Source organism: Saprospiraceae bacterium, from assembly GCA_016709995.1.
Lineage (GTDB): Bacteria > Bacteroidota > Bacteroidia > Chitinophagales > Saprospiraceae > JADJLQ01.
This window is the reverse complement of record JADJLQ010000002.1, coordinates 238,651-264,845: the sequence shown is the minus strand read 5'-3', so window position 1 is coordinate 264,845 and position 26,195 is coordinate 238,651. Positions and strand designations below refer to the sequence as shown.

General features: G+C 40.1%; 32 protein-coding genes. 9 read left to right on the top strand and 23 right to left on the bottom strand.

Annotated features, from left to right (window positions below; translation table 11 throughout):
• Positions 1 to 113: 113 nt before the first annotated feature.
• Positions 114 to 1,559: an ATP-binding cassette domain-containing protein gene (locus tag IPJ09_15600; protein ID MBK7372833.1), complete on the bottom strand. Its 1,446-nt coding sequence runs from the start codon at positions 1,557 to 1,559 to the stop codon at positions 114 to 116.
• A 261-nt stretch (positions 1,560 to 1,820) separates the two neighbouring features.
• Here IPJ09_15600 and IPJ09_15595 point away from each other — a divergent pair, with 261 nt between their 5' ends.
• The 5 genes from IPJ09_15595 (at position 1,821) to IPJ09_15575 (ending at position 6,182) form a co-directional block, all read left to right on the top strand.
• Positions 1,821 to 3,242 carry a TolC family protein gene (locus IPJ09_15595; GenBank protein ID MBK7372832.1) on the top strand — a complete coding sequence of 474 codons (1,422 nt, stop codon included), beginning with the start codon at positions 1,821 to 1,823 and terminating at the stop codon, positions 3,240 to 3,242.
• Between the two features lie 33 nt (positions 3,243 to 3,275).
• Entirely contained in the window at positions 3,276 to 4,682 is a 1,407-nt protein-coding gene (locus tag IPJ09_15590) for an efflux RND transporter periplasmic adaptor subunit (protein MBK7372831.1), read from the top strand.
• A 75-nt stretch (positions 4,683 to 4,757) separates the two neighbouring features.
• Positions 4,758 to 5,366, top strand: coding sequence for a TIGR04282 family arsenosugar biosynthesis glycosyltransferase (locus IPJ09_15585; protein ID MBK7372830.1), 609 nt, complete (start codon positions 4,758 to 4,760; stop codon positions 5,364 to 5,366).
• Positions 5,367 to 5,644: 278 nt separating this feature from the next.
• Positions 5,645 to 5,875: a DUF433 domain-containing protein gene (locus tag IPJ09_15580; GenBank protein MBK7372829.1), complete on the top strand. Its 231-nt coding sequence runs from the start codon at positions 5,645 to 5,647 to the stop codon at positions 5,873 to 5,875.
• Positions 5,859 to 6,182: a DUF5615 family PIN-like protein gene (locus tag IPJ09_15575; protein MBK7372828.1), complete on the top strand. Its 324-nt coding sequence runs from the start codon at positions 5,859 to 5,861 to the stop codon at positions 6,180 to 6,182. Before IPJ09_15580 ends, IPJ09_15575 begins: the two co-directional genes overlap by 17 nt.
• A gap of 96 nt (positions 6,183 to 6,278) precedes the next feature.
• Here IPJ09_15575 and arsM read toward each other — a convergent pair whose 3' ends face one another.
• The 6 genes from arsM to IPJ09_15545 all read right to left on the bottom strand — a co-directional run bounded on the left by arsM (position 6,279) and on the right by IPJ09_15545 (position 10,667).
• Positions 6,279 to 7,253 (bottom strand): arsenosugar biosynthesis arsenite methyltransferase ArsM, encoded by a 975-nt coding sequence (arsM, locus tag IPJ09_15570; protein MBK7372827.1) that lies wholly within the window; start codon positions 7,251 to 7,253, stop codon positions 6,279 to 6,281.
• Between the two features lie 11 nt (positions 7,254 to 7,264).
• Positions 7,265 to 7,912 carry an MIP family channel protein gene (locus tag IPJ09_15565; GenBank protein MBK7372826.1) on the bottom strand — a complete coding sequence of 216 codons (648 nt, stop codon included), beginning with the start codon at positions 7,910 to 7,912 and terminating at the stop codon, positions 7,265 to 7,267.
• A 19-nt stretch (positions 7,913 to 7,931) separates the two neighbouring features.
• The gene (arsS, locus tag IPJ09_15560) at positions 7,932 to 8,984 is read right to left on the bottom strand and encodes an arsenosugar biosynthesis radical SAM protein ArsS (protein ID MBK7372825.1); all 1,053 of its coding nucleotides are present in this window, start codon (positions 8,982 to 8,984) and stop codon (positions 7,932 to 7,934) included.
• A 168-nt stretch (positions 8,985 to 9,152) separates the two neighbouring features.
• Positions 9,153 to 9,845 (bottom strand): DUF547 domain-containing protein, encoded by a 693-nt coding sequence (locus tag IPJ09_15555; protein MBK7372824.1) that lies wholly within the window; start codon positions 9,843 to 9,845, stop codon positions 9,153 to 9,155.
• Positions 9,842 to 10,093, bottom strand: a complete 252-nt coding sequence (locus IPJ09_15550) for a hypothetical protein (GenBank protein ID MBK7372823.1) — start codon at positions 10,091 to 10,093, stop codon at positions 9,842 to 9,844. The genes IPJ09_15555 and IPJ09_15550 overlap by 4 nt, the downstream gene beginning before the upstream one ends.
• Before the next feature lie 16 nt (positions 10,094 to 10,109).
• On the bottom strand, positions 10,110 to 10,667 hold the full coding sequence (locus IPJ09_15545; protein ID MBK7372822.1) for a sigma-70 family RNA polymerase sigma factor: 558 nt from the start codon (positions 10,665 to 10,667) through the stop codon (positions 10,110 to 10,112).
• Positions 10,668 to 10,892: 225 nt separating this feature from the next.
• Between IPJ09_15545 and IPJ09_15540 the strand changes: the two genes are divergently transcribed.
• Genes IPJ09_15540 through IPJ09_15530 form a run of 3 tightly spaced genes read left to right on the top strand, consistent with a single transcriptional unit; the run spans position 10,893 to position 11,634 of the window.
• Positions 10,893 to 11,087, top strand: coding sequence for a hypothetical protein (locus IPJ09_15540; GenBank protein MBK7372821.1), 195 nt, complete (start codon positions 10,893 to 10,895; stop codon positions 11,085 to 11,087).
• Between the two features lie 28 nt (positions 11,088 to 11,115).
• Complete coding sequence (locus tag IPJ09_15535) at positions 11,116 to 11,394, top strand: rhodanese-like domain-containing protein (GenBank protein MBK7372820.1); 279 nt, start codon at positions 11,116 to 11,118, stop codon at positions 11,392 to 11,394.
• Between the two features lie 3 nt (positions 11,395 to 11,397).
• Complete coding sequence (locus IPJ09_15530; protein MBK7372819.1) at positions 11,398 to 11,634, top strand: hypothetical protein; 237 nt, start codon at positions 11,398 to 11,400, stop codon at positions 11,632 to 11,634.
• A 64-nt stretch (positions 11,635 to 11,698) separates the two neighbouring features.
• Here the strand turns inward: IPJ09_15530 and IPJ09_15525 are convergent, their stop codons facing one another.
• From IPJ09_15525 to IPJ09_15495, 7 genes are all read right to left on the bottom strand, one after another.
• Positions 11,699 to 12,337: a DUF2202 domain-containing protein gene (locus tag IPJ09_15525; protein ID MBK7372818.1), complete on the bottom strand. Its 639-nt coding sequence runs from the start codon at positions 12,335 to 12,337 to the stop codon at positions 11,699 to 11,701.
• 192 nt (positions 12,338 to 12,529) lie between these two features.
• Entirely contained in the window at positions 12,530 to 13,117 is a 588-nt protein-coding gene (locus tag IPJ09_15520; protein MBK7372817.1) for a DUF3365 domain-containing protein, read from the bottom strand.
• A gap of 11 nt (positions 13,118 to 13,128) precedes the next feature.
• On the bottom strand, positions 13,129 to 13,332 hold the full coding sequence (locus IPJ09_15515; GenBank protein ID MBK7372816.1) for a hypothetical protein: 204 nt from the start codon (positions 13,330 to 13,332) through the stop codon (positions 13,129 to 13,131).
• A gap of 296 nt (positions 13,333 to 13,628) precedes the next feature.
• Positions 13,629 to 14,315, bottom strand: a complete 687-nt coding sequence (locus IPJ09_15510; protein ID MBK7372815.1) for a TerC family protein — start codon at positions 14,313 to 14,315, stop codon at positions 13,629 to 13,631.
• Between the two features lie 14 nt (positions 14,316 to 14,329).
• Positions 14,330 to 15,715 carry a TolC family protein gene (locus IPJ09_15505; GenBank protein ID MBK7372814.1) on the bottom strand — a complete coding sequence of 462 codons (1,386 nt, stop codon included), beginning with the start codon at positions 15,713 to 15,715 and terminating at the stop codon, positions 14,330 to 14,332.
• Complete coding sequence (locus IPJ09_15500) at positions 15,712 to 17,028, bottom strand: HlyD family efflux transporter periplasmic adaptor subunit (protein MBK7372813.1); 1,317 nt, start codon at positions 17,026 to 17,028, stop codon at positions 15,712 to 15,714. The genes IPJ09_15505 and IPJ09_15500 overlap by 4 nt, the downstream gene beginning before the upstream one ends.
• A 7-nt stretch (positions 17,029 to 17,035) precedes the next feature.
• Entirely contained in the window at positions 17,036 to 18,682 is a 1,647-nt protein-coding gene (locus IPJ09_15495; GenBank protein MBK7372812.1) for an ABC transporter ATP-binding protein, read from the bottom strand.
• Between the two features lie 130 nt (positions 18,683 to 18,812).
• Here IPJ09_15495 and IPJ09_15490 point away from each other — a divergent pair, with 130 nt between their 5' ends.
• A complete protein-coding gene (locus IPJ09_15490) occupies positions 18,813 to 19,493 on the top strand; it encodes a TetR/AcrR family transcriptional regulator (GenBank protein ID MBK7372811.1) in 681 nt (226 codons plus the stop codon).
• A gap of 63 nt (positions 19,494 to 19,556) precedes the next feature.
• On the opposite strand, the gene IPJ09_15485 is transcribed toward IPJ09_15490, so the two are convergent.
• The 9 genes from IPJ09_15485 to IPJ09_15445 all read right to left on the bottom strand — a co-directional run bounded on the left by IPJ09_15485 (position 19,557) and on the right by IPJ09_15445 (position 26,181).
• Positions 19,557 to 19,979, bottom strand: coding sequence for a DsrE family protein (locus IPJ09_15485; GenBank protein ID MBK7372810.1), 423 nt, complete (start codon positions 19,977 to 19,979; stop codon positions 19,557 to 19,559).
• A 28-nt stretch (positions 19,980 to 20,007) separates the two neighbouring features.
• Complete coding sequence (locus tag IPJ09_15480) at positions 20,008 to 21,690, bottom strand: 5'-nucleotidase C-terminal domain-containing protein (protein MBK7372809.1); 1,683 nt, start codon at positions 21,688 to 21,690, stop codon at positions 20,008 to 20,010.
• A gap of 55 nt (positions 21,691 to 21,745) precedes the next feature.
• The gene (locus IPJ09_15475; GenBank protein ID MBK7372808.1) at positions 21,746 to 22,873 is read right to left on the bottom strand and encodes a c-type cytochrome; all 1,128 of its coding nucleotides are present in this window, start codon (positions 22,871 to 22,873) and stop codon (positions 21,746 to 21,748) included.
• A 19-nt stretch (positions 22,874 to 22,892) separates the two neighbouring features.
• Complete coding sequence (locus IPJ09_15470) at positions 22,893 to 23,276, bottom strand: rhodanese-like domain-containing protein (protein ID MBK7372807.1); 384 nt, start codon at positions 23,274 to 23,276, stop codon at positions 22,893 to 22,895.
• Between the two features lie 24 nt (positions 23,277 to 23,300).
• On the bottom strand, positions 23,301 to 23,531 hold the full coding sequence (locus IPJ09_15465) for a hypothetical protein (GenBank protein MBK7372806.1): 231 nt from the start codon (positions 23,529 to 23,531) through the stop codon (positions 23,301 to 23,303).
• Between the two features lie 4 nt (positions 23,532 to 23,535).
• On the bottom strand, positions 23,536 to 24,060 hold the full coding sequence (locus IPJ09_15460; GenBank protein MBK7372805.1) for a YeeE/YedE family protein: 525 nt from the start codon (positions 24,058 to 24,060) through the stop codon (positions 23,536 to 23,538).
• 2 nt (positions 24,061 to 24,062) lie between these two features.
• Positions 24,063 to 24,635, bottom strand: coding sequence for a YeeE/YedE family protein (locus tag IPJ09_15455; protein MBK7372804.1), 573 nt, complete (start codon positions 24,633 to 24,635; stop codon positions 24,063 to 24,065).
• Positions 24,636 to 24,676: 41 nt separating this feature from the next.
• Complete coding sequence (locus tag IPJ09_15450) at positions 24,677 to 25,879, bottom strand: NAD(P)/FAD-dependent oxidoreductase (protein MBK7372803.1); 1,203 nt, start codon at positions 25,877 to 25,879, stop codon at positions 24,677 to 24,679.
• 98 nt (positions 25,880 to 25,977) lie between these two features.
• Positions 25,978 to 26,181, bottom strand: coding sequence for a DUF2892 domain-containing protein (locus tag IPJ09_15445; GenBank protein MBK7372802.1), 204 nt, complete (start codon positions 26,179 to 26,181; stop codon positions 25,978 to 25,980).
• Between the last annotated feature and the right edge of the window lie 14 nt (positions 26,182 to 26,195).

The window sequence follows — 26,195 nt, the reverse complement described above, 5'->3', positions numbered from 1 at the left end:
CTGAAATTGATTTTTACCTGCACAACAGCGTAAAGGTAGGAAAAGGAGACATCACTTCTTTTCTGAAACACCTGACCGGGTAAGTAAAATGATGGCCACAACTGAATAACTCTTTATAGCCAATTATTTATTATGCTCCCCTTTTCCAATCGCAAGGTATGATCCACACCCTCCGGTACCTGCCCAGCATAATGTGTCACGAAAATCAAGGTACGCTCACCATAAGCACAAACCGTATTGATCATCTCGATGAGCTCCTGGCATTGATCATCGTCCAAGCCCTGCAATGGCTCATCCAGGATCAACAGAGGAGCATTTTTAATCATAGCGCGAACCAATAAAGCCTTTCGTTGCTCACTGATGGACAGCTCATACCATCTTTTGTCTGCCAGCGGCGCCAGGTTGGTGGCCATCATCCATTCAGTAACCTTGGCTTTTTCAGCAACACTCAATTTTTTAAACAATCCTATTGAATCAAACAGTCCTGATGCCACGGCTCCAAAACAAGTGCTTTCCGGATCAAAAAATACACAAAGTTCCGGCGAGAAGTAACCAATCTTTTTCTTTAAGTCCCAGATACTTTCGCCACTCCCCCGAGGTTGACCAAAAAGCGTGATATCATGAGCGTATGCCTGAGGGTTGTCTCCAACGAGCAGGCTGAGCAGGGTTGATTTGCCTGCCCCATTGGCTCCGGACAATACCCATCGCTCTCCGCGCTGCACTACCCAATCTATATCCTGCAAGATGATTTTGTCACCATACTGAATAGTCACCTTATGCATCGCGATCACCGGATTGGGCACCTGGACAGGGGTAGTAGTGACGACCAGGGATCTAAGCCTTTCATTACGGGTAGATTTATTCCTTTCAGTGTGGTGGAGCGTGTCAAAAAAATTCTTTTCCAAACATTCGGCAGGCTTATTTTGGTGGAGAAGGAGGACCTTATTGACACATTCCGGTATTTCGCCAGCGGTAGTCACGAGGATCAAGGTCATGCTCGAAGATAAGCTGTTGAGCAAATGATGCATAAAGGCCCTTGTCTCTACATCCAGACCTACAAAGGGTTGGTCCATAATCAAGAGCCTGGGTTTGCGTAGCAATGCCTGGGCTATTTGGAGTTTTTTGTTTTCTCCGTTTGAAAGTTGAATCAAAGACTTGTCCAGCAGGTATTCAATTTTCATCAATTTTAGTACTTCGGATGATTCATCGCCATATTGACTAAGAGTCTCTGCCACGGTGAGGGTATCTTCTGCATCGGCGGAGTTGTATCGTTGCTGATAGTACAGATCATTGGTATTGGACCGATTGGTAAAATGATGTTGTTGATCAACCAGGACCATTAGCTCTTTTGCCGTCGGATGGATCCAGATTTCGCCCTGGTAATAAGATCTCCCGGTGAGCGCATGCAACAGGGTCGTTTTGCCACTACCGGAAGGTCCTAATATGGCTATATGTTCGCCGGGATTTAGCGTAAACGAAAGATCCTTAAGGATAGTCTTGTCAGCCCTGAGCAGGGTGAGGTGGTTGACTTCAATGACTGAAAAGGGGGTATTTTGCATGATTGGGCTAAGGTCTTATATGCTGCTGACACTACCAAAGAAGGATTTTAAATATTTCGATTACCTGCCTGGAGCCTACCCCAAATCATTTTTAGTCTCAAGGGTATTTAATGCAGAGGCATTTAAATCCAGATTTTATCTAAATACTCAAGCTAAACCCACTTTCATCGATTGGCTGCCTGTTTTTATAGAAAAAACCCAATAACTTGCTGATTTTCATCTAATCTTGTCTAAATATTCTATTACCAGTCCCTTTTTATTGTGAAACGATTCTTTATCATCGGTTGCCTCCTTCTATCCGGAGCCATTACCATCTATAGCCAACCAGCATGGTCCCTCCAGCGGTGTGTAGAACATGCACGTGAAAATAGCCTGGCAGTAAAACAGAACAATCTCTTGATAGATCGGGCCAAAATCAGTGCGACTGAGGCTAAAAACAGCAAATATCCAAGAATAAACGCTACTTCAAACTATGGGCTAAACTTTGGACGAACTATCGATCCTGTATCAAATGATTTTGAGACTCGATCGATCAGTAACAATAGTATCGGTATCAATACTGGCATGACTTTATTCAATGGAGGTGCTATAAAGAATACCATAGCCCAATCGGGAATCAATGTACAGACTGCACAGTTAGATGCCGATCAATACACCGAAGACTTATCCCTCAATGTAGTACAATATTATCTGGCCATATTATTTGCACAGGATAGGCTGGATAATGCACGAATCCAGGTTCAAACCACCACTCAGCAGCTGGATCAGGTGGACAAACTCATAGCAGCAGGGAGTAGACCTGAGGGTGACCGGTTGGAAATATTAGCCCAGCAGGCTCGCGAAGAACAAAATATCATTGTATACGAAAACCAGGTCAACAGCAATAAACTAGGATTAAAACAACTGCTTCGATTACCGATAGATGAAGCTTTTGACATCGAACGACCTGCAGCAAATGCCTTGCAACCATCCGTACAAGAAGCCAACCTGGCTGGTATATATAATTATGCCTTAGATCACAGATCTGACATCAAATCAGGTGATTTAAAAATTCAAAGTGCAGAGATGGGTGTAAAAATTCAAAAGTCAGCCTTTTTGCCTTCTGTTACAGTAGGGGGTAATCTCAATAGTTTGTTCTCCAGCCTTGGCAAAAGAATCACGGGATATCAAACCGTCAATACTCCTGTGACGGTCATCTTTAATGGCCAGAGTACTACTTTGACTACTGTAAATCAAATACCTGTAGTAGAGAAAAGCCCTTATTTTAATCAATTAGATAATAACCTGGGGTATGGAATAGGGTTGGGCTTAAGTATACCTATCTACAATAATTATCGTGCCAAAGGGGCTGTCAAACAAGCAGAACTCGCCGTAGAAAATGCCCGACTCAATAATGAACAAACCAAAGAAACACTCAAAAATAATATCCAGACTGCACTCAATGACGCCAGGGCTGCTGCCAATTCCTACGAAGCAGCCAAAAGAAGCACCGTCGCTCAACAATTGGCTTATAATAATGCTAAAACAAAATTTGACATAGGCGCTGCCAATACTTTCGAATTATTATCTGCCAAAAACAGATTGGACATAGCTGTCACCGAAGAGCTGGTCACGCGGTATGATTATATCTTCCGCACCAAAGTCATCGACTATTATCTTGGCAGGAGGATAGCACTTAACTAAAAAAGAATAGTAACTCATTAGATTCATAATATCATGACATCGAGCAATATCAAGAAGAAGAAAAAATCAAATAGATGGTGGATCTGGCTATTGCTGGCACTGTTCATTGGGCTTATGGTTTTCGCTTATTTTAAGAACAAAAACAAACCCAAAGGAGAAAAAGTAACTACTGAAAAAGTGAGCACCAGAACCATTCACGAGACGGTATCTGCCAGTGGCAAAATATTTCCAGAGAAAGAGATCAAAATCAGTTCCGATGTATCCGGTGAGATCGTCGAACTCCAGGTCATGGAAGGCGACAGTGTGCGTGCCGGACAGTTATTGGCCAAGATCAACCCCGATACTTACCTTTCAGCGGTAGAGCGGGGTAATGCCAGTGTCAATAACGCGCGTAGCCAGGTTGGGATGAGCCAGGCACAAATAGAAACCTCCAAAGCACAAATAGAACAAATAGAGGCCAATCTGGCCAATGCTACTAAAATACACAACCGCAATATTGAACTTAAGAATCAGGGAGTGATTTCTCAGGCGGATTTTGATCTTTCTTTATCAAATGTAAATGCATTGCAGGCCAATCTGAAATCGTCCAAATCAAATCTCAACAGTTCTATTCAAAGTAGTAAAGCAGCTGAGTTTACTGTAAAAAGTGCGGAAGCTTCGCTCAAAGAATTAAGAACTTCGCTGTCCAGAACCTCCATCTTTGCTCCCTCTTCCGGCATCATCTCAAAACTCAATGTAGAAGAAGGTGAGCGCGTAGTAGGTACGATTCAAATGGCAGGAACTGAAATGATGCGTATCGCCAACCTTGCAGAGATGGAAGTGCAGGTCGATGTGTCAGAAAATGATATTCTGAGAGTGACCCTCGGAGATACAGCAGACATAGAAGTAGATGCCTATCTCGATAAAAAATTTAAAGGCATCGTCACTGAAATAGCCAATTCTGCATCCAATACAGGAGCCACTACGATCCAGACATTGTCTTCAGACCAGGTGACTAATTTTGTGGTCAAGATCAGGATATTGGTAGAAACTTATCGGGATATGATCAGTAAGGGAGGATTTCCATTCAGACCAGGTATGTCGGCAGCTGTGGAGATCTATACCGATACGCGCAGCGATATCATATCTGTACCCATCTCGGCAGTGACCACCCGGGAAGACGAAAAAAAGGACTCCCTTGTCAAGACTAAATCCAACGAATTTAAAGAATATGTCTTTTTGTACAGTGCAGATACTGCCAAAATGGTGCTGGTGAAATCCGGTATCCAGGATGATACGTATATCCAGATCCTCACAGGTCTTGACGGCGGCGAAGAGGTCATCACCGGACCCTACGCTACGGTAAGCCGAAAGCTAAAACAAGGCATGAAACTTCAAAAAGAGGACAAAAAGGATGCTAAAAATAAAAATGGAGCGTCGGTGTCCGTCACCATAGATTAAACCGAAGTGATCTCTTTTAGATTAGAGAATATCTTTTAATTTTGCTGGCCAAATTATGTAATAAAAAGAGAGGTTATGGAACAAGCTCTTATTATTTTCATCAAAAATCCAGTCCTGGGAAAGGTCAAAACGCGCTTAGCTGCTTCGATCGGAGATGTGGCTGCACTGGAAATTTATAAAAACCTTTTGGATCATACCCGTATAGTCGCTCTTGGAGTAGACGATACGACCAGGCTTTTATTTTATTCTGACAAAGTAGAACGACACGATCTTTGGCCTGAGAAAAAGTTTAGCAAAAACCTGCAGACAGGAGCCGACTTAGGAGAGCGCATGCTCAATGCTTTTAGACTAACGCCTGAGTATGAAAAGATCCTCATCATAGGTAGTGACTGCCCCGGCATCACCAATGACATTATAGAGCAAGCTTATACTGCCCTGGATTTTCATGATGTAGTCATCGGTCCATCCCACGATGGTGGTTATTATCTTTTGGGCATGAATACCCTCATACCTGAGTTATTCCAGCATATCCCCTGGAGCACAGATCAGGTTTTGCTGGAGACGATCAAAGTCCTGCAACATAAAAGACTACTTTATAAACTCCTGCCTACACTTCGTGATGTCGATACTATCGAAGACTGGGAGGCTGAAAAGGGAAAGCTATTGAGAGAACAGACGATCTGATGACCTGATTTGGGGCGCCTGATTAGGAAAAGTGGTCGGTGTTAAATTCCCGAAACTTTGTTCACTCATTCACTGCGTACATTCATTCTTCTTAAATTAACCATTCCTCTTTAGGAGTCTGTACTTGAGCAGCTGCACTGCACCTATTTACTTCGCTGATTATTATTATTAATGTAGACATATTGAGCACTAGCTGATGTCAAACTCCCGGAACTTTGTTCACTTATAAAATTATCGGGTACCTTTGGAAGTATAAATAAAATAAATATACCTTATAAATGATATATGGTCAAATTAGCATAGATCCCGAAATTATGGGCGGAACCCCTGTCTTTTCTGGCACTAGAGTTCCTATACAAAATCTCTTTGATTATATTGAAGGAGGTGATGATTTGGCTGAGTTTTTAGATGACTTTCCATCTATAACCCTGGCGGCTGCATTGGCTGTTTTGGAAATGGCGAAAAAATCGCTTCTGACGGAAAAAACTTTACATGAAAATTTTGCTTGATGAAAGTTTGCCCCGCAAACTAAAATATGAATTTGAATCAGTACATATTGTTTTGTCTGTCAAAGAGCAAGGATGGCTAGGTAAGAAAAATGGAGAGTTATTAAGACTGATGTCAGACAATGGATTTGAATTATTTATAACGGTGGATAAACATTTGGCATATCAGCAAAATTTAAACTCATATCCGACAACGATTGTAATACTTCGTGCAAAAAATAATCGTCGCCAAACTTTAAGTCCTCTCATTCCAAAAAATTTTGATTTATTAAAAACCGAAAATTTTAAAAAAGTAATTGAAGTCTTATAAAAAGACAGGGTCGGAGTATAACTCCCGGAACTTAGCTCCTGTTTCGAGACAATTACACGGTGACATGAATTAATATATTACACCCCTACAGTTCGTCTAACAACACCCTCCTCCATCATAAAAGAACGTGCTACCCGAGATAAAAATATCATCCCGGTGCAAACTTGCCAAAGCGCCTGCTGTTTTGTCACATACAGCAAGTGGTTGATTGGGCATCAGGGTATGTCCTTTTTTGTCATCAAAATAAGCCCGATCTCCAAAATAGATAGCTGTTTTGCCTGTGAACACACAAGGGCCGTCGACTGGCATAGGGTCTTTGATGGCACATACCTCCACACTTTCGATATAGATCAGATGATCGGTAGCATAATGCCTGGGATCCAGTATCCGGTATGGTCTTTTGGCTCTGATCTCCACGGTGCCAAATCCGACCTCGGTGATCATCCTGATATAATCTTTTAGTGGAAGAGATCCGCTCAGACACAAGGCCCTTAATCTTTCATCCTCTCTGAGGGTATCCGGCATCACTGCATCACAAACAGGATCACTCATGACCAGCCTGCCATGAGGTTTGAGTACACGGTACATTTCGTGCAAAGCCTGCATCAGTTCTTCCTGCTTAAATATATTGAACAGGCAGTTTTGGGCTGCTACATCAACACAATTGTCTTCTACCGGAAGGTAAAGGGCATCACCTTTGCGGAGATCTACATATTCTTTTTTAAACCAGGGATTAAGCTGCTCTGCTTCGAGGAAGTTTTTGGCACTGGCAGCTAACATTTCATCAACTACATCTACACCAATCACCCCTTTTGACTGTCGGCTGAAGTACGCAAACTGGAGCAACTCCATGCCTCCACCGACTCCTACATACAGGATACGGGGGTTATTGACCAGGTCGCGTGGATGGACTGTACTGCCGCAACCATAATTCATTCGTTGCATAATCACCGGAATGTCCAGATCCGGCAGTTGCCAGATAGGGGTAGTCGTACAACAAAGTCCGACATCCGGTGTTTCGGCAGCTTGTTTGTATACATTTTTAGTCGTTTCGAGATAAGTGGTAGACATGAGGATAAGTTTTATTTTATTTTTTTGATGAGATAATTATTCAAATAAATAGCGAGAATCGCTCCGATCACCGGCGCTAAAAGATAAACCCATAAATGCTCCAGGTGACCTGATGCGAGGGCAGGGCCGATCGATCTAGCCGGATTCATGGAGGCTCCACTTATGGGTCCGCCAAACATCGCATCGAGACCGACCGTAGCACCGATCGCCACTCCAGCAAAGAGGCCCACTTCTTTGCTTCCATGAGCTACCCGGATAATCACCAGCATCAATAATAATGTAAGTAAGATCTCCAGGAAAAATGATTGGAGGGCACTGCCAGCAGGTATGGTAGACCCTAATAGCTGGTTGGTTGGAAATAGTATTTTTAGCGTAAAGGCTGCTGCCACTGCGCCAAGGATCTGACTGATGATATAGGGCACCAGGTCCGATTTGGGAAATTTTCCGGCAACGGTAAAAGCTATGCTCACAGCCGGATTAAAATGGGCTCCGGATATATCACCCAATGCATAGATCAGGCACATGATGATCAACCCAAAAGTGATCGCGATACCCATGTGGGTGATCACACCATCACTGACCTGATTGATCACGATGGCTCCGCATCCACAAAACAGGAGGAAGTAGGTACCAACAAATTCGGCGGTCAGTTTTCTCATGTGCATGTGATCTTAAATGTCAGGCTACGGCTCCCCCACAGCTGCTGCCTGCTCCTGCAGTACAACCATAACAATGTTGCCCGATGAGGATCTCGCGACTCCGAAGGGCTTTTAAATTAAAATCAGCTATATGTCTGCCGGCTACATTTACTTGCATCTCTAGCATTTGATTAAAATCACAATCATACAGGTACCCATCCCAACCTACGGACAACATGCTTCTGCACATCACCTTTGCAGCAGCCAGTGGATTGTAGGCCTGTATCAGTTTGTCCATATACTGGATATATTTTTCAGATTTTAACAGGTAGTCCAAAAATCTGCTCACAGGAAGATTGGTGATCGTATATAGCTGATTGAATACGATGTCAAAATCACGTTTTAAAAAAAGTTTGTAATCCAACTCCAGTCCTTGTTGAGAGGGGGGCAGGGATGCTCCTACGGGGTTATACACCAGGTTTAATATTAGCCCTGTACCTTCTACCCCATAGCCTACCTCATTGAGCATTCGCAGCGCAGTAATAGAGTCTTCAAATACGCCATCTCCTCTTTGTTTGTCTGTATTTTCTTTGGTATAACAAGGTAGCGAAGAGATGATTTCTATATTATGTTTTTTATAAAATTCCGGCAGGTCAAAATATTTAGAGTTGGCGCGGATGATAGTCAGATTACACCTTACCAATAGATGTCGGTTTAATTTTTTTAATTCCTCTACAAACCATCTGAAGTCAGGATTCATCTCCGGAGCACCTCCGGTGAGATCCACGATTTGGATAGAAGGGTGATCTCGCAATACCCTCAGACATTCAAGCATGGTCGCTTTGGTCATGATCTCTTTTCTATCAGGTCCGGCATCTACATGACAGTGCTGACACACCTGGTTACACATTTTACCAACATTGATCTGCAGGGTAGTGATCTCAGTAGCGGTCAGGGGATACAGTCCTGTGGATTCTAATTTTTGTTGAAATGGTATGAGGATATGGGCATCATCCTCTGACCGCCTTTCCAGAATCCCGATTTGATGTACGGGATCAGCCAATTCATTTGCTGATGCTTTTAAAGATTTGATTTTGTTTTTCATCCAGAGACTGTTTTTGATCAAAAATTCTTCTTTCTACTGGTTATATACGGTATCTGTCGGATGTTTGGATGCATCCTGACAAAACAAACTTAAAAAAATGAAAAAAGTTGAGTGGATAACTCCTTTCCTCTCTGAATCAAAAGCAATATCTTCTTTTCAAGCCTTCTGTCCTTTAAAGTTGGATAATTTTTGTTCCCATCTGTAATCACTAAATTTGACTTTATATCGCCTAAAGTCCTCCTTTAAATACTGGCTCAGGATTTTACGGATACCCGATAGGCCGCCGAAATCAGCCCTGAACCAATCCATCAGCCTCGTGACCTGTACAGATCTATTCGAGACATTTACTATAGTCTCTGTGGTTAAGAATGCAGAGGTAGCCAGGTCCAGTTGTTTTTCTATGTTCTCCGGTTTATAAAACGCAATAGGTGGGCAACTCAGCGCGCCGCAGTTGAGCGCAAAGTGAATTCTAAAATCGCGACGATGAACTGCCAGTCTTCGGATCAGTGAAGTATAAGGAGCGGGTAGATAGCCCCATCCATACTTCCACCGTTTTTTGCGCAAAATACCATGCTCTATATCATCCAGACTAAACTGGTGTCCCGCCAGTGTAATCAGCTTTTCAGTAAAAATGCCAGGTTTCGTTATTAATGGCTGATGGGAAAGAATTTGAAAATATGCATTGTATATATTAATCCAAAAAGTTTTTCGAGCATCATCTGTACTTAATACTTCCTCCAGATCATTTATGTTTTTATTAGCCAAGACCTCCCTGATTGTCTCTGTGGATTGTTCTTTTTTTACCAATAATAGTAGTTGCCCGCCTAAAAGCAGGATAGCCTGATTCATAAATTTTTAATAATGGTCTCTTTGAGCTCCGGGTTTGTTATCAATGGAGCATCCATGGGAAGAGCAGGATCTAAAAATTGATGAAGTAATAAGTCTATTCGATTGCTTTGTAGCCGATATCGACGACATACTTCACAGAGCATGGTATGCATCTTCAGTTGAAGTCGATCTTTAAAAGACAAACCAAACAATGATTTTTTCTCCACCAGGAGTGTAGTTTCTTTGCAGGATATCATAAAAGAATTCATGTTCATAATGAAAGGGTTAAATATTTTTTTCCAAATTGGATTCGATACAAGACCTCAGTTGCATTTTTGCACGATGGATTAATTGCCAATAATTAGTAGGACTTATGTTTAATTCCTGACAGATCAATACAGCTTTTTTTCCTATAAGGTATTTTAACCTGATGACTGCGCTCCAGGATGGGGGTAATTTTTCGAGGCAATGCAACAAAGTCTTTTCGAGCACTTCCTGGGGCTGGCTCTCCGGCCAATCCAAAGGCATAGCAGTTTGCTTCCAACCACCCTCGGGGATAAAATAAGACCCATCCAGGTATTCTGACTCAGGCCTTTTGATCTGAAGCCGATGATGGTCTATTAACTTGAATTTTAGAATGCTCATTAGCCAGGTCAGAGGGCTACTCCTGCCTTCAAATGAAGTATAAGATTGTAAAGCTGCCAAAAAAGTATCCTGTACGAGGTCTTCTGATAGTTCTTTATTCCTTGTTTTATAATAAACCCAGGTATACAGGGTGTCTGCATATTGCTCTACCCAGGATTTGATCATATAGGTACTGGTGGGGTCTTGAGCCTTAGTCATATCAAATCAATTGCCGAATGGCGAAACTATACAATTTTGATTGCTACAACGCAAGTATTAAAAAATAACATGGACTACGCCAGAACAGATGAATTTTGGATGACCATCTTTTGTGAGATAGATTAAGCCTTCTTTAAAAATCGTAGTCGCAAAGTCCAACTGTAACAAAAGTGGCAGACTGTTTTAAAAATACCCCCGAATTTTGTGCCTTCAAACATAAACCAAATGACTTTTATAAACAGATATAGACTTGCAGTGCTCGGAGTAATCCTTGGCGCGATAGCAGGTTATTCATATTTTCATTTTGTAGGATGTACGAGCGGCACTTGCGCGATCACCTCCAGCCCATTGAACAGTACCCTGTATGGGTCACTGATGGGGTTTTTGTTTTTAACAGGATTTCAAAAAAAAGAAAAATAATCATAACACCTATTTAATTTAAAAAAGCATGCAGATACAAGAGATTCTAAAAAAAAGAAATGGAACAGTAGTAGATGTAAGGACCAGAGAAGAGTATATGAGTGGCAGTGTACCAAAGTCTGTCAATATCCCACTACAGGAACTTGATCAAAGAATGCAGGAACTAAAAAAACTTCCTCAACCTCTGGTGTTATGTTGCGCCTCGGGTAATAGAAGCGGTATGGCTGCCCAGATCCTGACTCACCAAGGCATCAAAGCTTATAATGGGGGATCCTGGAGAGAGGTAGACTATATTCAATCCAACTAACTTATGAAGGACAGAATCTTGAAAGGCTGGACCTTTCATCGGGTTATATACCTGGTATTGGGAGGATTTGTGATGATACAATCCGCCCTGATACATCAGTGGCTGGGAGTAGCATTGGGTCTGTATTTTGCGTCCATGGGTTTATTTGCTTTTGGATGTGCTTCGGGTAAATGTTTTGAAGGTAGTTGTGATTATGCACCCACGGAGCCATCCAGCATAAGTCACAAGCACAAATCATAATTGTATAATCTGCTAAAAAACTTAAATGACTTTGTCCTCCTTATTACCCGGGTCAAAGTTCGTTTTAAAAGCCGGTTTCCATATTACCCTGGATGACAGTCTCAAACTCTTCCTGTGTGATATAGATAGGAGTATAACTACCTCCCACGTTCAGAATGTTGCGATAAAAAGACCTCAGGTGATTGCGACTACCTTTGGTAAGCATACTATATACGAGGCTGATATCTTGATTGTCTACCAGGATCATCGCTTGGGTCAAATCAAAGATATCCAGATCTTCGATAGTCGCACCTACCTGGAATGCATTTGACAGACTACTGTTGCCTTTTATGACCAGTTGATTGTATAAGTCCTGCAAGATGGTATTGGTAAAAACACCCACTTCATTAGAAGCTACAGGATCTGGCAAATTATACCTTTGAAGCAAGTGCAAGATTGCATCCATATGGGTCTGCTCACTCGATGAAATATTGATAAAAATATTTGACTTCCATCTTTGGTATAAAGTGCGGTAGACATCCTGGGCTAGTTTTTCTTCTTCTCTCATATAGACAAGACTATTGATCTCACCCTGACTGAGAGCTTCCATTGGAGAATCATTGATCTGATAGTAAAGGTTACTGAGGTTGATATACCCTGAATCCTGATCCGTGGCTACATCGTCTTTAGTACAGTAACTGGTAGTCAATCCAATGACTATCATAAATACGATTAAATAAACTGAATTAAAAAAGTATTTCATGGTGGTCTGATTCTTTGATTTATTACAAAGGTAAAGGAGTATCCGGGTGATGTTCAGCCACTATTGTTACAGTCGATACTGATAGCCTCAGGTATTGGAGCAAATTTGAAGTTTAGATAAAAAAAACTAGTGATTAAACTACCTTGGATCTAATCATTTTTTTTCGAAGGTGATATGCCACATACCTCTTAAATCACCCACTTTATAATCATATGCCATATCTGAAGGGTAGTTTGTCTGCAGTTGATCCCATACGGCAGGTGCTATATCTGCTGACTTGCTCCCATGACAAGCGATACACAGTGGCTGAAGGAGTATTGGCTTGTAAAAATGCACTGTACCATTAGTCCCCGCGATAATAATGGGCTTTAAGGAGTCCGTTTTTATCCCTTGACTGATCTGGTCTTCGAAAGAAGTCAGGACTTCTGCTTCTGCGATACCCGGCTTATTGGCAGGATTGCGATATTTCAGTGATGTCCTGCTGATCCTTATAGAGTCCGATCCATATGTATTGGTCAAAGACAATGCAGCCGTCTTACAGTAGGTGACCGCATTTTCATATCCTGCCTGGCTGATAGCTGACTGTAATGAATGGCGAAGTGTGTCAAAAGTGTTTTTGACTATGCGGTTCCCCATCACTGTATATTGGGCCAGAGGATCCTGGGTGACTTGCTCTTTGGATTTACATCCGATCCAACATGCGATCACCAGCGTCACAAGGATAAATTTACCAGGTTTCATACAAGTTGATATTATTTGATTAAAAGAAGTAGGCTGTCTTTCTTAGCGACTACCCGGTGTTTTACCTGTGGTTCGATATTAATTATATCTGCCGGCAGGAGTATTTCTGATTTACCATGCTCATCTTCAAAAACTATTTCGCCTGTAACACAAATTAATAATGCCGGTATAACTGTAATATGTTCTTTTAATAAACCCCCAGTTTTGATGTTCATGGTTATGACCGACTCTGAAGGGTTTAAGATCTTTTTAGATTGTAGGGGCTGATCACCAGAAAAAAAATCCTGCAAGTTCATCATGTTACAATATTATTGGCGATTTAGACGCCAGTATACAAAGAAGCGGGAAATCTTGGACAATATTATAAGTTTGTCAGTTTTTGCCAGGAAGTGACTGAGAATTGTTATCCCTTACTTTGGAACGACCGTTCAACAGATTTATAATTGACCTTGAACCAGTATTGGAATGAAGTCTATACCATCCAGAGAAATTTATAATCGGGATTTGTTTATTACTTTTTCACTGTCTTCATTTGAATTACATCCACCAAAAACGCAAAAGCCATAGAGAAGTAAATGTATCCTTTGGGTATTTTAAAATGGAAACCTTCAGCTATAAGAACTACACCAATCATCATCAAAAAACATAAGGCCAAAATTTTAAAAGATGGGTGGTGGCGTATAAAATCAGAAATCGGTCCAGAAGCAAAAAACATGATAATAACTGCTACAATTACAGCTGTATACATGACCCATAACTCCTTCACCATACCTACTGCCGTCAGTATAGAATCCACGGAAAACACCAAGTCTAAAAGTATTATTTGTATAAGCAGCTTCTGAAAGTTGTTATTTTGTGATTGAAGGAGCTTGTTATCATTGGCCCTTTCAGATTTGTGATAAATTTCCACTGTGCTCTTGTATAGTAAAAACAAACCACCAATAATCAAAATCAATCCTTTGCCTGAAAAGTCAGTGCCCCAAAGGCTAAATAAGGTTTTGTCTAATTTAAGGATCCAGGATATAAAAGCCAATAAAATCAAACGCATCACCATCGCTAAGCCTATGCCCCAATATCGAAGTTTGGCTCGTCGGTTTTCCGGTAATTTATCTGCCAGAATGGAAATAAAAATAATATTGTCAATGCCCAGAATAACTTCTAAGGCAATCAGAGAGAATAATGGTATCAATATTTCCATAGTTTATGTTATTATTATTGCAATAATCCAGCACTCCATCTTACAGAATAAATTGACTTAAAATATTTGGTTTTCAGTTCGATCAGCTTTTTTTGCGTTTCCAATACTTTATTCTCTCTGGAATTGATCAAAAACAAGGAGCTCTCCCCATTAAACAATAAGGTTTCTTCGGCAATTAATAGATTTTGGAAATTTTGCAACATTTGTTCCTGCGTTTTTATTTGATTTTGATAATTCAAATATTCATTGTGGTACAAGCGAATTTTATTTAAAAGCTCATTTTTTTTCTGCTCCGTCATAATTTGATTTTCAGAAATTTTAAGTTTTGCTTGCCTATATTCTCCTTTTGCAGTACTAAATAACAAAGGCATCGAAAATTTTAAACCGTATTGATAATTATTTCTGAAAAAAAGCCCTTCACTGCTTACTGGGACAAAGTCTTTGTCTATGATGTTATAGGTAAAGTCTGCCTTGGGTAATAGACTCTGAAATTTTAGTTTTTTATCGATTAGCAATATGTTGGATTTCTCACGGTAAATAGCCAATACAGGATGGTTGTCTTCTGCCGACTGCAAAAGCTCGGATAGATCTAATGTAAACTGACTCACAATCAATTCACTTTCCTGGTTAGTGGAGGGTTCTATTGTTTCTGATAGCTGATAAGGTATGTTATCTGGCAACCACAAAAATGTACTGAGCATCAACCCTTCATTGATAAAAGTCATTTGGCTTTCAGTTCTTTGAAGTAATAAATTTTGATATTGTGTGATAGCTTCCAGTGTATCAATAGCCGGCCTTTCACCATTTAGAAAAGACTGTCTGACAAAATCCAATCGTCGGTTGGCTACTAGTTCTGCAGCATCTAAAGTCTTAAGCACTAAAAAAGCATTACACCATTGCCAATAATGAGCTGCTGCATCCATAAGAATATCGTTTATTATTGTAGCCTGCTCCAGTATGGCCATATTTTGGAATAATTTTGATTGTTGTAGCGCAGCCCTGCGTTTATCCAATAGTAGATTTTTAGCTAAAGGAACCGAAAAGCCTAAATAGCTTGATTGTCCCAAAGTTTCGACAGGACTTGTACGACTACCACTTAGTTGTTCGATGCCTGCATGAAAATCTAAGCCAAACCAGGTAGGAATATTAAGGCTGGGGCTCAAATCCCGATAGTAGGTTTCTTGATCCAAAGTTTTGCGACCTACATAAGTTTCAAGTATTGGATTAAAAGCGCCTTTAGCTATGTTTATATTGGCTTTTGCTTTCTCAATTTCAATTTTAGAAAGGCTCACCACCGGATGATTTTGTCTTATGATGTTTAGAAATTGCTCTATACTTAGGGTTTGTGCAAATGAAGTTGCTATATTATACAGTATAAAAAATACTACGACTAATTTCATTTTGTTCTATCCGATTTAGAATTATTTTCGTAAAAATCTGGCGGAAAACCATTTATATTTCTCCATATTTCATACCATATTGGGACATTTTTGAGGAGTAGTATACTTTGGGCTCCAGTACCTATCCTCAATTGTTCGGGCCATTTTTTTATAGATTCGTCTTCAGCAATGAGCACCCGATAAAAGCCATTTTTACCAATAGTATTTTCAAAAGACACTACTTTTCCAGAAAATGTTCCATAACTGCTTTGTGGCCAACCACTAAAAATGATTGCCGGAAATCCATCAAACATAAATCGTACTTTTTGTCCTATATTTACCAAAGGCAAATCCATGGGTCTTATATACATCTCCACTGCATAGTTCACCCGTTCCGGCACGATAGAGCATATTGGTTCACCCTCTTTCAGTATTTCACCCAAGCCAGCTTTATTCGCTTGTACTATCTGTCCATTTTGCGGCGCCAGCACTACATACATTTGGTTACGAATGGTGTAATTGCTCACTTGATTTTCGAGTTTGGCCACTTCCGCTTGCGTATTGGCTATTTGGCTTTTATTTTGATAGTTATCTCCCTCGGCTTTATTGATTTTTTCGGTATATTCCTGTTCAATTCCATTTTGTTCTACTCTAATATTTATTATTTCCTGTTGGGTTTGCGAAAGCTTGTTTTCTGTGACCACCTTTTTCGAAAAAGCATTTTGATATTGAATATTTCTTTGTTGCAATTGGGTTTGAGACACCAAGCCTTGTTCAAACATTTTTAGTTGGCGGTCGTATTGATCCTTAAGTAGTTTAGTTTCATTTTCATTGGCTTGTAGTTCGGCTGTTTCACCTTCCAACTTATTTTTGAGTTGCTGAAGCTTGTTCTTTAACTGCTCTATTTTAAGCTTTTTGGCTTGCATTAGATTTTCAATTTGCTTTTGTGTTGTGTTGATCTTGCCTTGATAAAATTCAATTCCCGTCTTTTTGTTGTCTAATTGACTTTGAGTACGGTTAATAAGGTTAGGGTCCAGGTATTCCTCCTTGATTTCGGAAAGGACCAAAATGGTATCTCCCTTTTTTACAAAATCTCCTTCATTTACTTGCCAAATGAATATTTTACCAGGAATGGATGCATATACTTTTTGGGGGCGGTATTCTTGTTCCAGTGTAGTTACGTATCCTTTTGCTTTTATATTTTGAGTCCAGGGCAAAAAGGAAAAAAGAATCAAGCTCACTATGATACCCCAAAACCATAATTTGATATGCGTCTTTTGGTCGATCAAATAAATAGCCTTTTCAGCCTTTGATATGAATGTTCTAGTTTGCATTGCTCTATTATTGGATATAGCCTTTTTCGATTTTAAGATTTTGATGGCATTGTCGCAAGAATTCTATGTCGTTTGTGGCAACAATTACAGTTTTAAACTTCGCTAATTCAATAAGGTACTTTTTGATGGTTTCTGTTGATCTGTATTCAAGCCCAAACCAGGGTTCTTCTAAAATTACTAAGCTGGGATTACTTAATAAAGCTCGGAGTAGTAATATTTTTTTGCCTACTGTACTGGGCAATTTTACACCTTGAGGGTCTAGGATGGTTTCAAATGCCTGAGGCAAGCTGTTGATAAAATCGTCAATACCAAGTTGTTTTGAAAGTGACATAATCTGATTTATTTCAACCGGCCTCCCCATGCTGATGTTTTCATAAGCAGTTCCTTCAAAAAGATCATTTTCTTGCAAATAAACACCAATATGACTTCTATAATTTTCTAAATCATAATTTTGAATGGGTATTCCATTGACTAAAATAAATCCCGAAAATTTTTTATATAATCCCGATATGAGCTTGAGCAAAGTGGTTTTTCCGCTACCATCTTCACCCGAAATACCGGTTAAGGACTGTGCTGAGATTTGAAAATTTACCTGTTTAAAGACAGGATTATGAGGTTCGTAAGAAAATGATACTTCATGAAATTTTAACTCGATGTCCTGGTTGGCAGCAAATTTTATCGTACCACTTATATCCGATGGATTATTCAGGACTGAATCTATTTTAAGCAGGCCTGTGCTTACATCATAGATGTTTTCCAAACTTATAATGAGTTTTTCTAAAGAACCAATAACAGTGATAATGACTAACTCTACCGCCACAAACTCTCCGATATTGAGTAATTGATTGAATAAAAGGTAGGTACCTATAATCAGCATGAGTGCTGTTATCCCTACCTTAAAAAATACGATGGATCGATATTGGAAAAGCAATATGCGGAAGTGTGAAGTACGGGCAACTAAATAGTCCAGTACTTTATTATCTGTTTTTATAAGGTTGAGGTGGGTTTGGGGGTTTAGCTTAAATGCCTTTATTACCCGACCTGTTTCTTGAAGCCAGGCTGCTACAGTGTATTTATGATTGCTTTCTGATATGCTCGTATCGAGACCGCTTTTACTGGTAAAACGCAATAACAGGAATAATATAAGCAATAACAAAAAGCCAAAAACTATAAATAGTGGATGATAAAAAGAAAGTAATACTAAGCCAAGAATGATCTGAATGGTGGCAATGGGTATATCCAATAAAAGCTTTGATATACCCTTTTGAACAGTCAGGATATCAAAGAAATAATTGATTTTGTCAGGCAAATAATATTTGTCTATGGATAAAAGATCAAAACCGGGAATCTTTAGACCCATATTAAACGTATACCTCACGAATATTTTTTGCTGAATTTTTTCAATAATTTTCATCTGGTAAATATTTAAAATCCCCACCACCAGTGTGCCTAGCACTACAAAAAATATCAATACATAGACAGAGGTAACCATAGTGGCTCCCAATACAAAGCCAATAATGGCCTGTATGCCCAGGGGTAAGCTTAGTTGTACAAGACCATTGAGTATTGCAAAAAAATATATTGAACTGATTTCTTTACGCTCTAGTTTTATCAGCTCTGAAAGCTTTCCAAAGCTATTTGACGAGATGGCCATGTATTATTAAATATGGGTGCAAAAATACAAACATCTTTTCAAAAAATAATAGTATTACTATTATAAAATATAGTTAAATTATCATAAATGTTTTATATGCTATTATATTTGTAACTAAAATGACATAAAAATGGTGGTTGATGTAAAGATTAAGCTAAACGAAAAACTGTATTTGAGAGACCCGCAGACGACATCATTGGGGGAACAAATCCTACAAAGAGGTTTGGAAATGATATCGAAAATCGGTTACGAGGAATTTACTTTCAAAAAATTGGCAAAAGAAATTCCTACCACTGAGGCGTCTATCTATCGATATTTTGAAAATAAACACAAGCTTCTGTTCTATTTAGTAGATTGGTATTGGGCTTTTTTGGAATTTCAGATCATGTTTCAAATCAACAATATTGTAAAACCTGAAGAAAAAATCAAAAAAATTATAGACTTGTTGGTTTGGGAGGATAATACGATAAACTTCAATAGCCAGTTAGACCATAAGCAACTATACTATTTAGTGATAGCTGAAGGTAGTAAAACCTATCTTTCAAAAGTAGTGGATGACCACAATAAAGAGGAATTATACAAACCTTATAAAGACCTTTGTGCAAAGATTGCCGGGGTGTTTTTAGAGTTTAAACCAGCTTATCATTATCCAAATTCACTGGCCAGTACCATCATAGAAGCTTCGCATCAGCAATATTTCTTTATGCACCACTTACCTGGTCTAGGAAATTTTACAAAAAAAAAATTACCCAAAGAAATAGAAGCTTATTTAGAACATTTGGTTTTTGGAGCTTTGGGTAATGTCGGTTAAAAAAACCGATGCTATCTAAATGAATTCAAAATTCTAAGGGCAGAATCGTCATATAACTGGTTCTCAATTGCCTGCCTTCAAATAAGCCCAACCCTTCGTCTCTTTGTCTACGACCTCGATGATACCTGCCGGCACGATGATCGCCTCACCAACTATATCTGCTTTGTCAATATTGCGTTCACGGATGGTGTTGGCACAGGCGGCAAATACCACGCCTCTGCTTTTAAGATCTTTGATCTGTGCCAATGTGGTGGATTTAGAGGTTTGCAACATATTGATGCCGGCGCTGTGACAGACTACTTCTATTTTGCTATTAGGCGCTGCGGTCAGTGCATTGTTGATCTGCCTTAAAGTCCCTTTGTGAACCGACGAATCACCATTAGTCATTTGGATGATGATTTTATATTTTTTGTTATTGACTGATGACTGACTTTGAGCGGATACAAAAAACATCATAGCCATTATCATCAAAATTCCAGCTTTCATTTTCATAAGTATTGCTTTTAAAATAATTTTATACAAATTTATAATCTACTCCAAACACCTGGGACAATAAGGTCTGGGGTGCATCGAGTATCCTGACATTATGATGTGGTGTCGGATCTACCGGAGAAAAGGTATGAAGATAATCCCTCATCATCTGATGTAAGGTAAAATCTAAATTCCGGGTTTGTTTGACTTTTAATATTCTGCAGAGGGTATCTTCAGGATCCCCTTCGCGTTCGCAGGCGGTGATAGTGTATTCACGCTGCAGATCCAGTGGTAGATCACCGACCATTACTTTTTGAACTCTCTGACCCAGCTCCTCAAATGCTTTAAACTCTACAGACATGCCTTTCATTTTGACGACCCAGCCACCAAAACGCCCCGATGCTTCTTTGGCAAATACATTCTGCAATTCTTTTTCAAGCCAGTCTTTGATCTGTTTGCCGGTGACGATTCCTGTCCGGGCAACTGCATCTATCGGCAGCATATCGACGATATATCCTTCGGTGATAGGGACCATGCCCGTATGATCTTTATCGCGTGGGGGACAAAATCTAAATCCATTAGAAAACACGATATCCGTCTTGGCTTTCCACATCAGTGCATCTACGATCATAGTATCAATCGTATTCTCCACGACAAAATACCGATAGAGCGGTACTTTGGAATATCCATGTACTTTTTTAATGTCCGTGATAAAATCTTTCTCCAACGTGGAGATTAGAGTAGCCATGGACGCATCCGCTTTGTATTTATCCGGGCTGACCTCGACGAGTTCGTATTGTTCCTCCAATATTTTCCCGTTCTGCACGGTGAGTTCCAATTTGCCAATAAAAGATCCGAAAGCACCGGGCTCCACAACTTTGGCATATTTACATTGTATCGGCTTACGCACGCGCTCATGTGTATCTCCTCCAAAGATATAGTCCACGCCTTCGCAAGCTGGTAGATTGGCCAGGGCTATTTGTTGAGAAAGACCCATGTGAGCTGGGATGATCACAAAATCACACTGCTCTTGTTTTTTTAAGACTCCTACATAATGAGCCAGGTTTTCTTCTGGTTTGGTATATATGATTCCTTTGCTGTATGCAGGAGATTGTCTGATGGGTACCAGGTGATCGGTGTAACCCAAAAAGCCTATTTTGATACCTTCCACCATCCAGGTATAATATGCAGGAAAGATAAGTTCTCCCTTGACGCCATCACCCAGGTCATGATACATATTGGCACAAACTTTCGGGCCATTCAATCCTCCCATAAGTTGCTGCATGCGATCTTTATGATAGACTACCTCCCAATTGCCAGGCAGGTACAGGTCATAATCCAATTGGTTGAGGATATCTGTATAAGCACCACCTTGTGTCTTGATAGAAAGCATACTGCCCTGAAACATATCACCTGTGTCCATAATGAAGGTATTGGGATTGGCTTTTCGATATTTTTTAAACATGGTAGCCAGGTGAGCGTAGCCTGCTGTCTTTCTGAATACCATAGCTTCATTTTCCCAAAACAATTCGTCATGCGGGTGTATCTGACAATGCACATCTGTCGTTTGAAGTAAAGTGATTTTTTTAGGTTTTGAAACATCCTGATCCATCTCCTCCATTTTATATGCGGGTATCATTGGATGTGCTTTAATTGGCTCCAGTAGCCCCAATCCTAAACCTCCAATGGTCATTGATTGCAAAAACTTGCGCCTATTTTTTTTCATGCTTTATGTTTTAGTAAACCAGATATCTGCACGTATTCAATTCAATACAGATGCATTATTTGGTTTGTTTTTGAAAATCTATGATCGGTTGATAGGGACCATATTTATGTTGTGCTTCTGTAAATGTATCTTCATATGGACCAAATGGATGGTCATAAGGTTTTTTATTTATCTGCGGCCAATCTGTCGCTAAAAACTTGTGCTTGGGTCTTGGTTGACCGTTGACGAAAGCTGCAAGATCCCATGCTTCTTCGTCGCTTAACTGGGGATTGTCAGCTGTTGCACCAAATGGCATATTGGTTTTTATATAACCGGCGAAAGTCGAGACTCTATACAATCCAGCAGCTTCATTGTAGCTGTGATCGCCCCATAACGGGGGATACTTCGTAGAAGGATCTTCTGGTTTGGGCAATCCCTGACCATCAACCCCATGACAACTTTGACATTTGCTTATAAATAATTCATGACCTTTGACCGGATCAGCCGCTCGTGTCATTACTGCAAGTTTTTTTAGCCCAACCCCTTTAGGAGCTTGATTTTTAGGGACCGCCTGACCCAACCACTGGATGTATGCTGCCATTGCTTTCATCTCTTTACTGTCAGGCTTCAGCGTGTCACCATTAAGGCTTCGCTGAAAACAGTCGTTGATCCTTTTGGTGATATTTTCTACTGTACCAGATCGGGCTCGCAATTTTGGATAATTGGCAGCTACTCCGGAATAATTGTTTCCCCAGGCTTTAGTACCTGCATCCAGATGACAGTTTTGACAATTCATCCCATTGGACATAGGTCTTATGATGCCGGCTGGTCCGAGGAAATCAGCAGTATTGGCGATCAACTGGCGCCCATATACCAATAACTCTTTGTCCGGAGACTGGAGCATAAATGATAGGTCAGGAGCGTTCCACACTTTTGTAGAATCATAAGCATGCAGAATGTTTTCCTTCAAAGTATTCTCCTGCAATGAGGCTTTCTGCCAATATTGCCAAATAGTAAAAGCAATCAAGCTAATTAATAAAAATGCAATACTTATCAAGCCGGACTTGACCCATCTAAATTGATTTTTGACCGGTGCAAGATCTTGCTGCAACCTGATAGAGGAAGATATACGCGATACCAGTGTTGTAGAGTAACTTACAAGTACGATGATCAGGATAATAATAGCTCCTATAAATACAGTCATCAGGAAGTAATTCGCTTTGTTATTGGTGAGCTGGCAGTACCACCGGCATTTTCTGTGCATTCCAGGCAGTCATTCCTCCTGCAAGATCATAGATCTGTGTAAAGCCAAGTTCTTTTAATTTGGTGGCAGATTTGCCACTGCGACCACCAACAGCACAGTATACAGCTATAGGTTTAGATTTGTCCAATGCACTCATCCTGGTTACAAAATCAGCACCGGAATAATCAATGTTTTTACTTCCCTTGATGACACCAGTGGCAAGCTCTGCTGGCGTACGCACATCAATGAGTTGGATGGTCTTGTCTTTATGGATTAGGGAATCAAATTGGGACACTGACAGTTTGGTCTGTGCCGACGACAAATAAGAAGTGCTCAGTAAAAGCAATACGGTGCCTATCACCATGGAGAAATATTTCATAAATTTATTTTATTTGATTAAAAAATGTCTTTGGAAAAGAGGCCAATAGCTCAAATACCTACGGATCACAACGCCGGGATGTAGGCAGCTGGTTCCTAATGAACAATTCCACTGCATCTGGGGATTGGTAAAAATATATCTCCACTGATCCAGGGCTAGCCTAAAATCTTTACGGATTATACATAGATCTATACTGGCATTTCGTGTATAACCATTGACGATGATTTTCAAATATTTCATCAGATCAATGAGGTAGTTTTTCTCTAATCAAACCATATACCCAGGTCCCTGCAACAGCACTGAGTAAAGTGACAATCGCTACTGTTCCAATAGATCCTATTTGTGCGTAAAGGGGCCCCGGGCATGCGCCTGTTAAAGCCCAGCCAAAACCAAATATTAATCCTCCGTAAATATTTCCTTTGCTGAAGGGTCTGTCGTGAAACTCCAACTCTTCGCCAAAGACACTTTTGGCTTTGAGCTTTTTGAGAATAAGTATAGAAAGAGCACCTACTGCTACAGCACTGCCAATCACTCCATACATATGAAAAGCCTGCAAACGAAACATCTCCTGGATCCTATACCAGCTGATCACTTCAGACTTGACCAGCACGACTCCAAAAAATATACCGGGTATCACAAACATGAGATCATAATACCATGGCTGTTTGAGATCACTCTCATTGATACAGGCGGTGTCTAAGGATCTTACCTCATGATCGAGATTCTCTTCTATGATTTCTTCGGGTGTCAATACATCTGAATCTTGCATAATCATATCAATTTTAAAATATGGGGTAATATAAGATTGGCCATGATGAAACCACCTGCCATAAAACAAACTGTGGCGATCAGTGAGGGCAATTGCAAAGAAGACAAGCCCATGATAGCGTGTCCGCTGGTGCATCCACCGGCATACCTGGTGCCAAATCCAACAAAAAATCCTCCGATCACCATTAACGTAAATCCTTTGATGGTCAATAGAGAAGACCAATTAAATAAAGAAGTTGGCAATAATGACTCAGAAGTAGTAATGCCATATGACTGCAACTCCGACACCAACTTAGGATTGATATCTACCGGCTGGTGGTTGGTCAACAAATATGCAGCGATAAAACCGCCCAGGATGATGCCAGAGGCAAAAAACAGGTTCCATATTTCTTTCTTCCAATCGTATTTGAAAAAAGAAATGTTTGCAGGTATACAAGCGGCACATACATGACGCAGTGAAGAACTGATCCCGAAGGATTTATTCCCCAGTAGTAATAAAAGAGGTACCATCAATCCAATGATAGGTCCTGCGACATACCATGGCCAAGGCTGGCTGATAAATTGTATAAAAGTCATAAGTTGATATATAGGTATTTGTATTGCAAGATAAGCTTATTTTATCCTTGTGCTTTGCCTCTTAAGATCATATTCCAATACATTCTGGGGAGCACTTGTCTCTTGAGTTGATACATACTCCAGCGCTCTTTACTTTGATCAAAAGGAAAAGTCTCCATAGGCTTATTATTATAGTCAAACTCAGCCAGGACCAACTTGCCATAACCGGTGACGATAGGGCAAGAAGCGTAGCCGTTATAGGTAGCGGGCATACTTTGTCCTGATATCATTGCCAATAAATTATTTGCCACCGTAGGTGTTTGTTTTCTAATGGCTGCACCCGTCCTGGAAGTTGGCAAGGAAGAGGCATCGCCAAGAGAAAAGACATTTTTATATTTATTGTGTTGTAAAGTAAATTTGTCTACATCTACCCATCCGGCGGCGTTGGCGAGAGGACTATTTTTAATAAAATCAGGTGCAGACTGTGGTGGAGTCACATGAAACATCTCAAAATCTACCCAGGATTCCACATCCTTATTGTTTTCACCAAATCCAACAAATTTTGCGCGTTTATTGGGCCCATCTATTTCTTCCAATCTCTCAAAAAAATGCAATTTAATATTATTGCGTTCTACGATTTTGAGTAGCGTCTTTTCATATTTATCTACACCAAACAACCTGGTTCCTCCGCTATAATAATGTATATCGGCTTTGTCCAGGATGCCGTTTTTTCTAAAATAGTCTGCGGCCAGCCACATGATTTTGTGAGGAGCCCCACCACATTTAATCGGAGTATGCGGATTGTTAAATAAGGCTTTGCCTCCTTTAAAGTTTTTGATGACCTCAAAAGTGTAGGGAGCATATTTAAAACTATAATTGCTGGTTACATTGTTTTTACCCAGCGTCTCTTTTAATCCTTTTACTTTATCCCAATCGAGTTGGATACCCGGACATACCACCAAATAATCATAGGTGATTTTACTGCCAGACTGCAGGGTGACCTGATTGGACTCTGGTTGGAAGGTAGCGCAGGCATCTCTTATCCAATCAGCTCCTTTGGGGATATAATCTATCTCATTGCGTTCTGTATCCTGAATATTGTAAACACCGCCGCCGACCAGTGTCCATGCGGGTTGATAATAATGTTTGTCAGAGGGCTCTACGATACCGATATCTAGTTTATTATTCTTCAGTAAAAGATGTGCACTAAGTGACAAACCAGCGTTTCCCCCGCCGATGACCAGAATTTGGTAATGATTTTTCATCAGTTTATTTTTTAATAGTTAATAAATGGCCAGATGAAATCGATGAAAAAAATGATCCGGTAAGGTAAGTATTAGACCGATTTCATGACACTAATAATTTATTTGTTTTTATTGGTATTTATTCCAAATGCTGCCCAGATCGGACAAAAATTAAGAAAAGCGGTGACTGCAAATATAATTGCAACTACTCCGAGGACGATCGCCATCGTACCGGAAATCATTTTAGTAAAATACAATACTGCAACGACGGCCGCAATTACTAAGCGAATCATTTTGTCTGTAGAACCAACATTTTTTTTCATAATACTATTTATTT

What these genes read in the sequence shown, in the direction of transcription:
- IPJ09_15600 (MBK7372833.1), bottom strand. Translation starts at nt 1,559, where the DNA reads ATGCAAAATACCCCCTTTTCAGTCATTGAAGTCAACCACCTCACCCTG.
- IPJ09_15590 (MBK7372831.1), top strand. Translation starts at nt 3,276, where the DNA reads ATGACATCGAGCAATATCAAGAAGAAGAAAAAATCAAATAGATGGTGG.
- IPJ09_15585 (MBK7372830.1), top strand. Translation starts at nt 4,758, where the DNA reads ATGGAACAAGCTCTTATTATTTTCATCAAAAATCCAGTCCTGGGAAAG.
- IPJ09_15580 (MBK7372829.1), top strand. Translation starts at nt 5,645, where the DNA reads ATGATATATGGTCAAATTAGCATAGATCCCGAAATTATGGGCGGAACC.
- IPJ09_15575 (MBK7372828.1), top strand. Translation starts at nt 5,859, where the DNA reads ATGAAAATTTTGCTTGATGAAAGTTTGCCCCGCAAACTAAAATATGAA.
- arsM (MBK7372827.1), bottom strand. Translation starts at nt 7,253, where the DNA reads ATGTCTACCACTTATCTCGAAACGACTAAAAATGTATACAAACAAGCT.
- IPJ09_15565 (MBK7372826.1), bottom strand. Translation starts at nt 7,912, where the DNA reads ATGAGAAAACTGACCGCCGAATTTGTTGGTACCTACTTCCTCCTGTTT.
- IPJ09_15555 (MBK7372824.1), bottom strand. Translation starts at nt 9,845, where the DNA reads ATGAATCAGGCTATCCTGCTTTTAGGCGGGCAACTACTATTATTGGTA.
- IPJ09_15550 (MBK7372823.1), bottom strand. Translation starts at nt 10,093, where the DNA reads ATGAATTCTTTTATGATATCCTGCAAAGAAACTACACTCCTGGTGGAG.
- IPJ09_15545 (MBK7372822.1), bottom strand. Translation starts at nt 10,667, where the DNA reads ATGACTAAGGCTCAAGACCCCACCAGTACCTATATGATCAAATCCTGG.
- IPJ09_15540 (MBK7372821.1), top strand. Translation starts at nt 10,893, where the DNA reads ATGACTTTTATAAACAGATATAGACTTGCAGTGCTCGGAGTAATCCTT.
- IPJ09_15535 (MBK7372820.1), top strand. Translation starts at nt 11,116, where the DNA reads ATGCAGATACAAGAGATTCTAAAAAAAAGAAATGGAACAGTAGTAGAT.
- IPJ09_15530 (MBK7372819.1), top strand. Translation starts at nt 11,398, where the DNA reads ATGAAGGACAGAATCTTGAAAGGCTGGACCTTTCATCGGGTTATATAC.
- IPJ09_15525 (MBK7372818.1), bottom strand. Translation starts at nt 12,337, where the DNA reads ATGATAGTCATTGGATTGACTACCAGTTACTGTACTAAAGACGATGTA.
- IPJ09_15520 (MBK7372817.1), bottom strand. Translation starts at nt 13,117, where the DNA reads ATGAAACCTGGTAAATTTATCCTTGTGACGCTGGTGATCGCATGTTGG.
- IPJ09_15515 (MBK7372816.1), bottom strand. Translation starts at nt 13,332, where the DNA reads ATGAACATCAAAACTGGGGGTTTATTAAAAGAACATATTACAGTTATA.
- IPJ09_15510 (MBK7372815.1), bottom strand. Translation starts at nt 14,315, where the DNA reads ATGGAAATATTGATACCATTATTCTCTCTGATTGCCTTAGAAGTTATT.
- IPJ09_15505 (MBK7372814.1), bottom strand. Translation starts at nt 15,715, where the DNA reads ATGAAATTAGTCGTAGTATTTTTTATACTGTATAATATAGCAACTTCA.
- IPJ09_15500 (MBK7372813.1), bottom strand. Translation starts at nt 17,028, where the DNA reads ATGCAAACTAGAACATTCATATCAAAGGCTGAAAAGGCTATTTATTTG.
- IPJ09_15495 (MBK7372812.1), bottom strand. Translation starts at nt 18,682, where the DNA reads ATGGCCATCTCGTCAAATAGCTTTGGAAAGCTTTCAGAGCTGATAAAA.
- IPJ09_15490 (MBK7372811.1), top strand. Translation starts at nt 18,813, where the DNA reads ATGGTGGTTGATGTAAAGATTAAGCTAAACGAAAAACTGTATTTGAGA.
- IPJ09_15485 (MBK7372810.1), bottom strand. Translation starts at nt 19,979, where the DNA reads ATGAAAGCTGGAATTTTGATGATAATGGCTATGATGTTTTTTGTATCC.
- IPJ09_15480 (MBK7372809.1), bottom strand. Translation starts at nt 21,690, where the DNA reads ATGAAAAAAAATAGGCGCAAGTTTTTGCAATCAATGACCATTGGAGGT.
- IPJ09_15475 (MBK7372808.1), bottom strand. Translation starts at nt 22,873, where the DNA reads ATGACTGTATTTATAGGAGCTATTATTATCCTGATCATCGTACTTGTA.
- IPJ09_15470 (MBK7372807.1), bottom strand. Translation starts at nt 23,276, where the DNA reads ATGGTGATAGGCACCGTATTGCTTTTACTGAGCACTTCTTATTTGTCG.
- IPJ09_15465 (MBK7372806.1), bottom strand. Translation starts at nt 23,531, where the DNA reads ATGAAATATTTGAAAATCATCGTCAATGGTTATACACGAAATGCCAGT.
- IPJ09_15460 (MBK7372805.1), bottom strand. Translation starts at nt 24,060, where the DNA reads ATGCAAGATTCAGATGTATTGACACCCGAAGAAATCATAGAAGAGAAT.
- IPJ09_15455 (MBK7372804.1), bottom strand. Translation starts at nt 24,635, where the DNA reads ATGACTTTTATACAATTTATCAGCCAGCCTTGGCCATGGTATGTCGCA.
- IPJ09_15450 (MBK7372803.1), bottom strand. Translation starts at nt 25,879, where the DNA reads ATGAAAAATCATTACCAAATTCTGGTCATCGGCGGGGGAAACGCTGGT.
- IPJ09_15445 (MBK7372802.1), bottom strand. Translation starts at nt 26,181, where the DNA reads ATGAAAAAAAATGTTGGTTCTACAGACAAAATGATTCGCTTAGTAATT.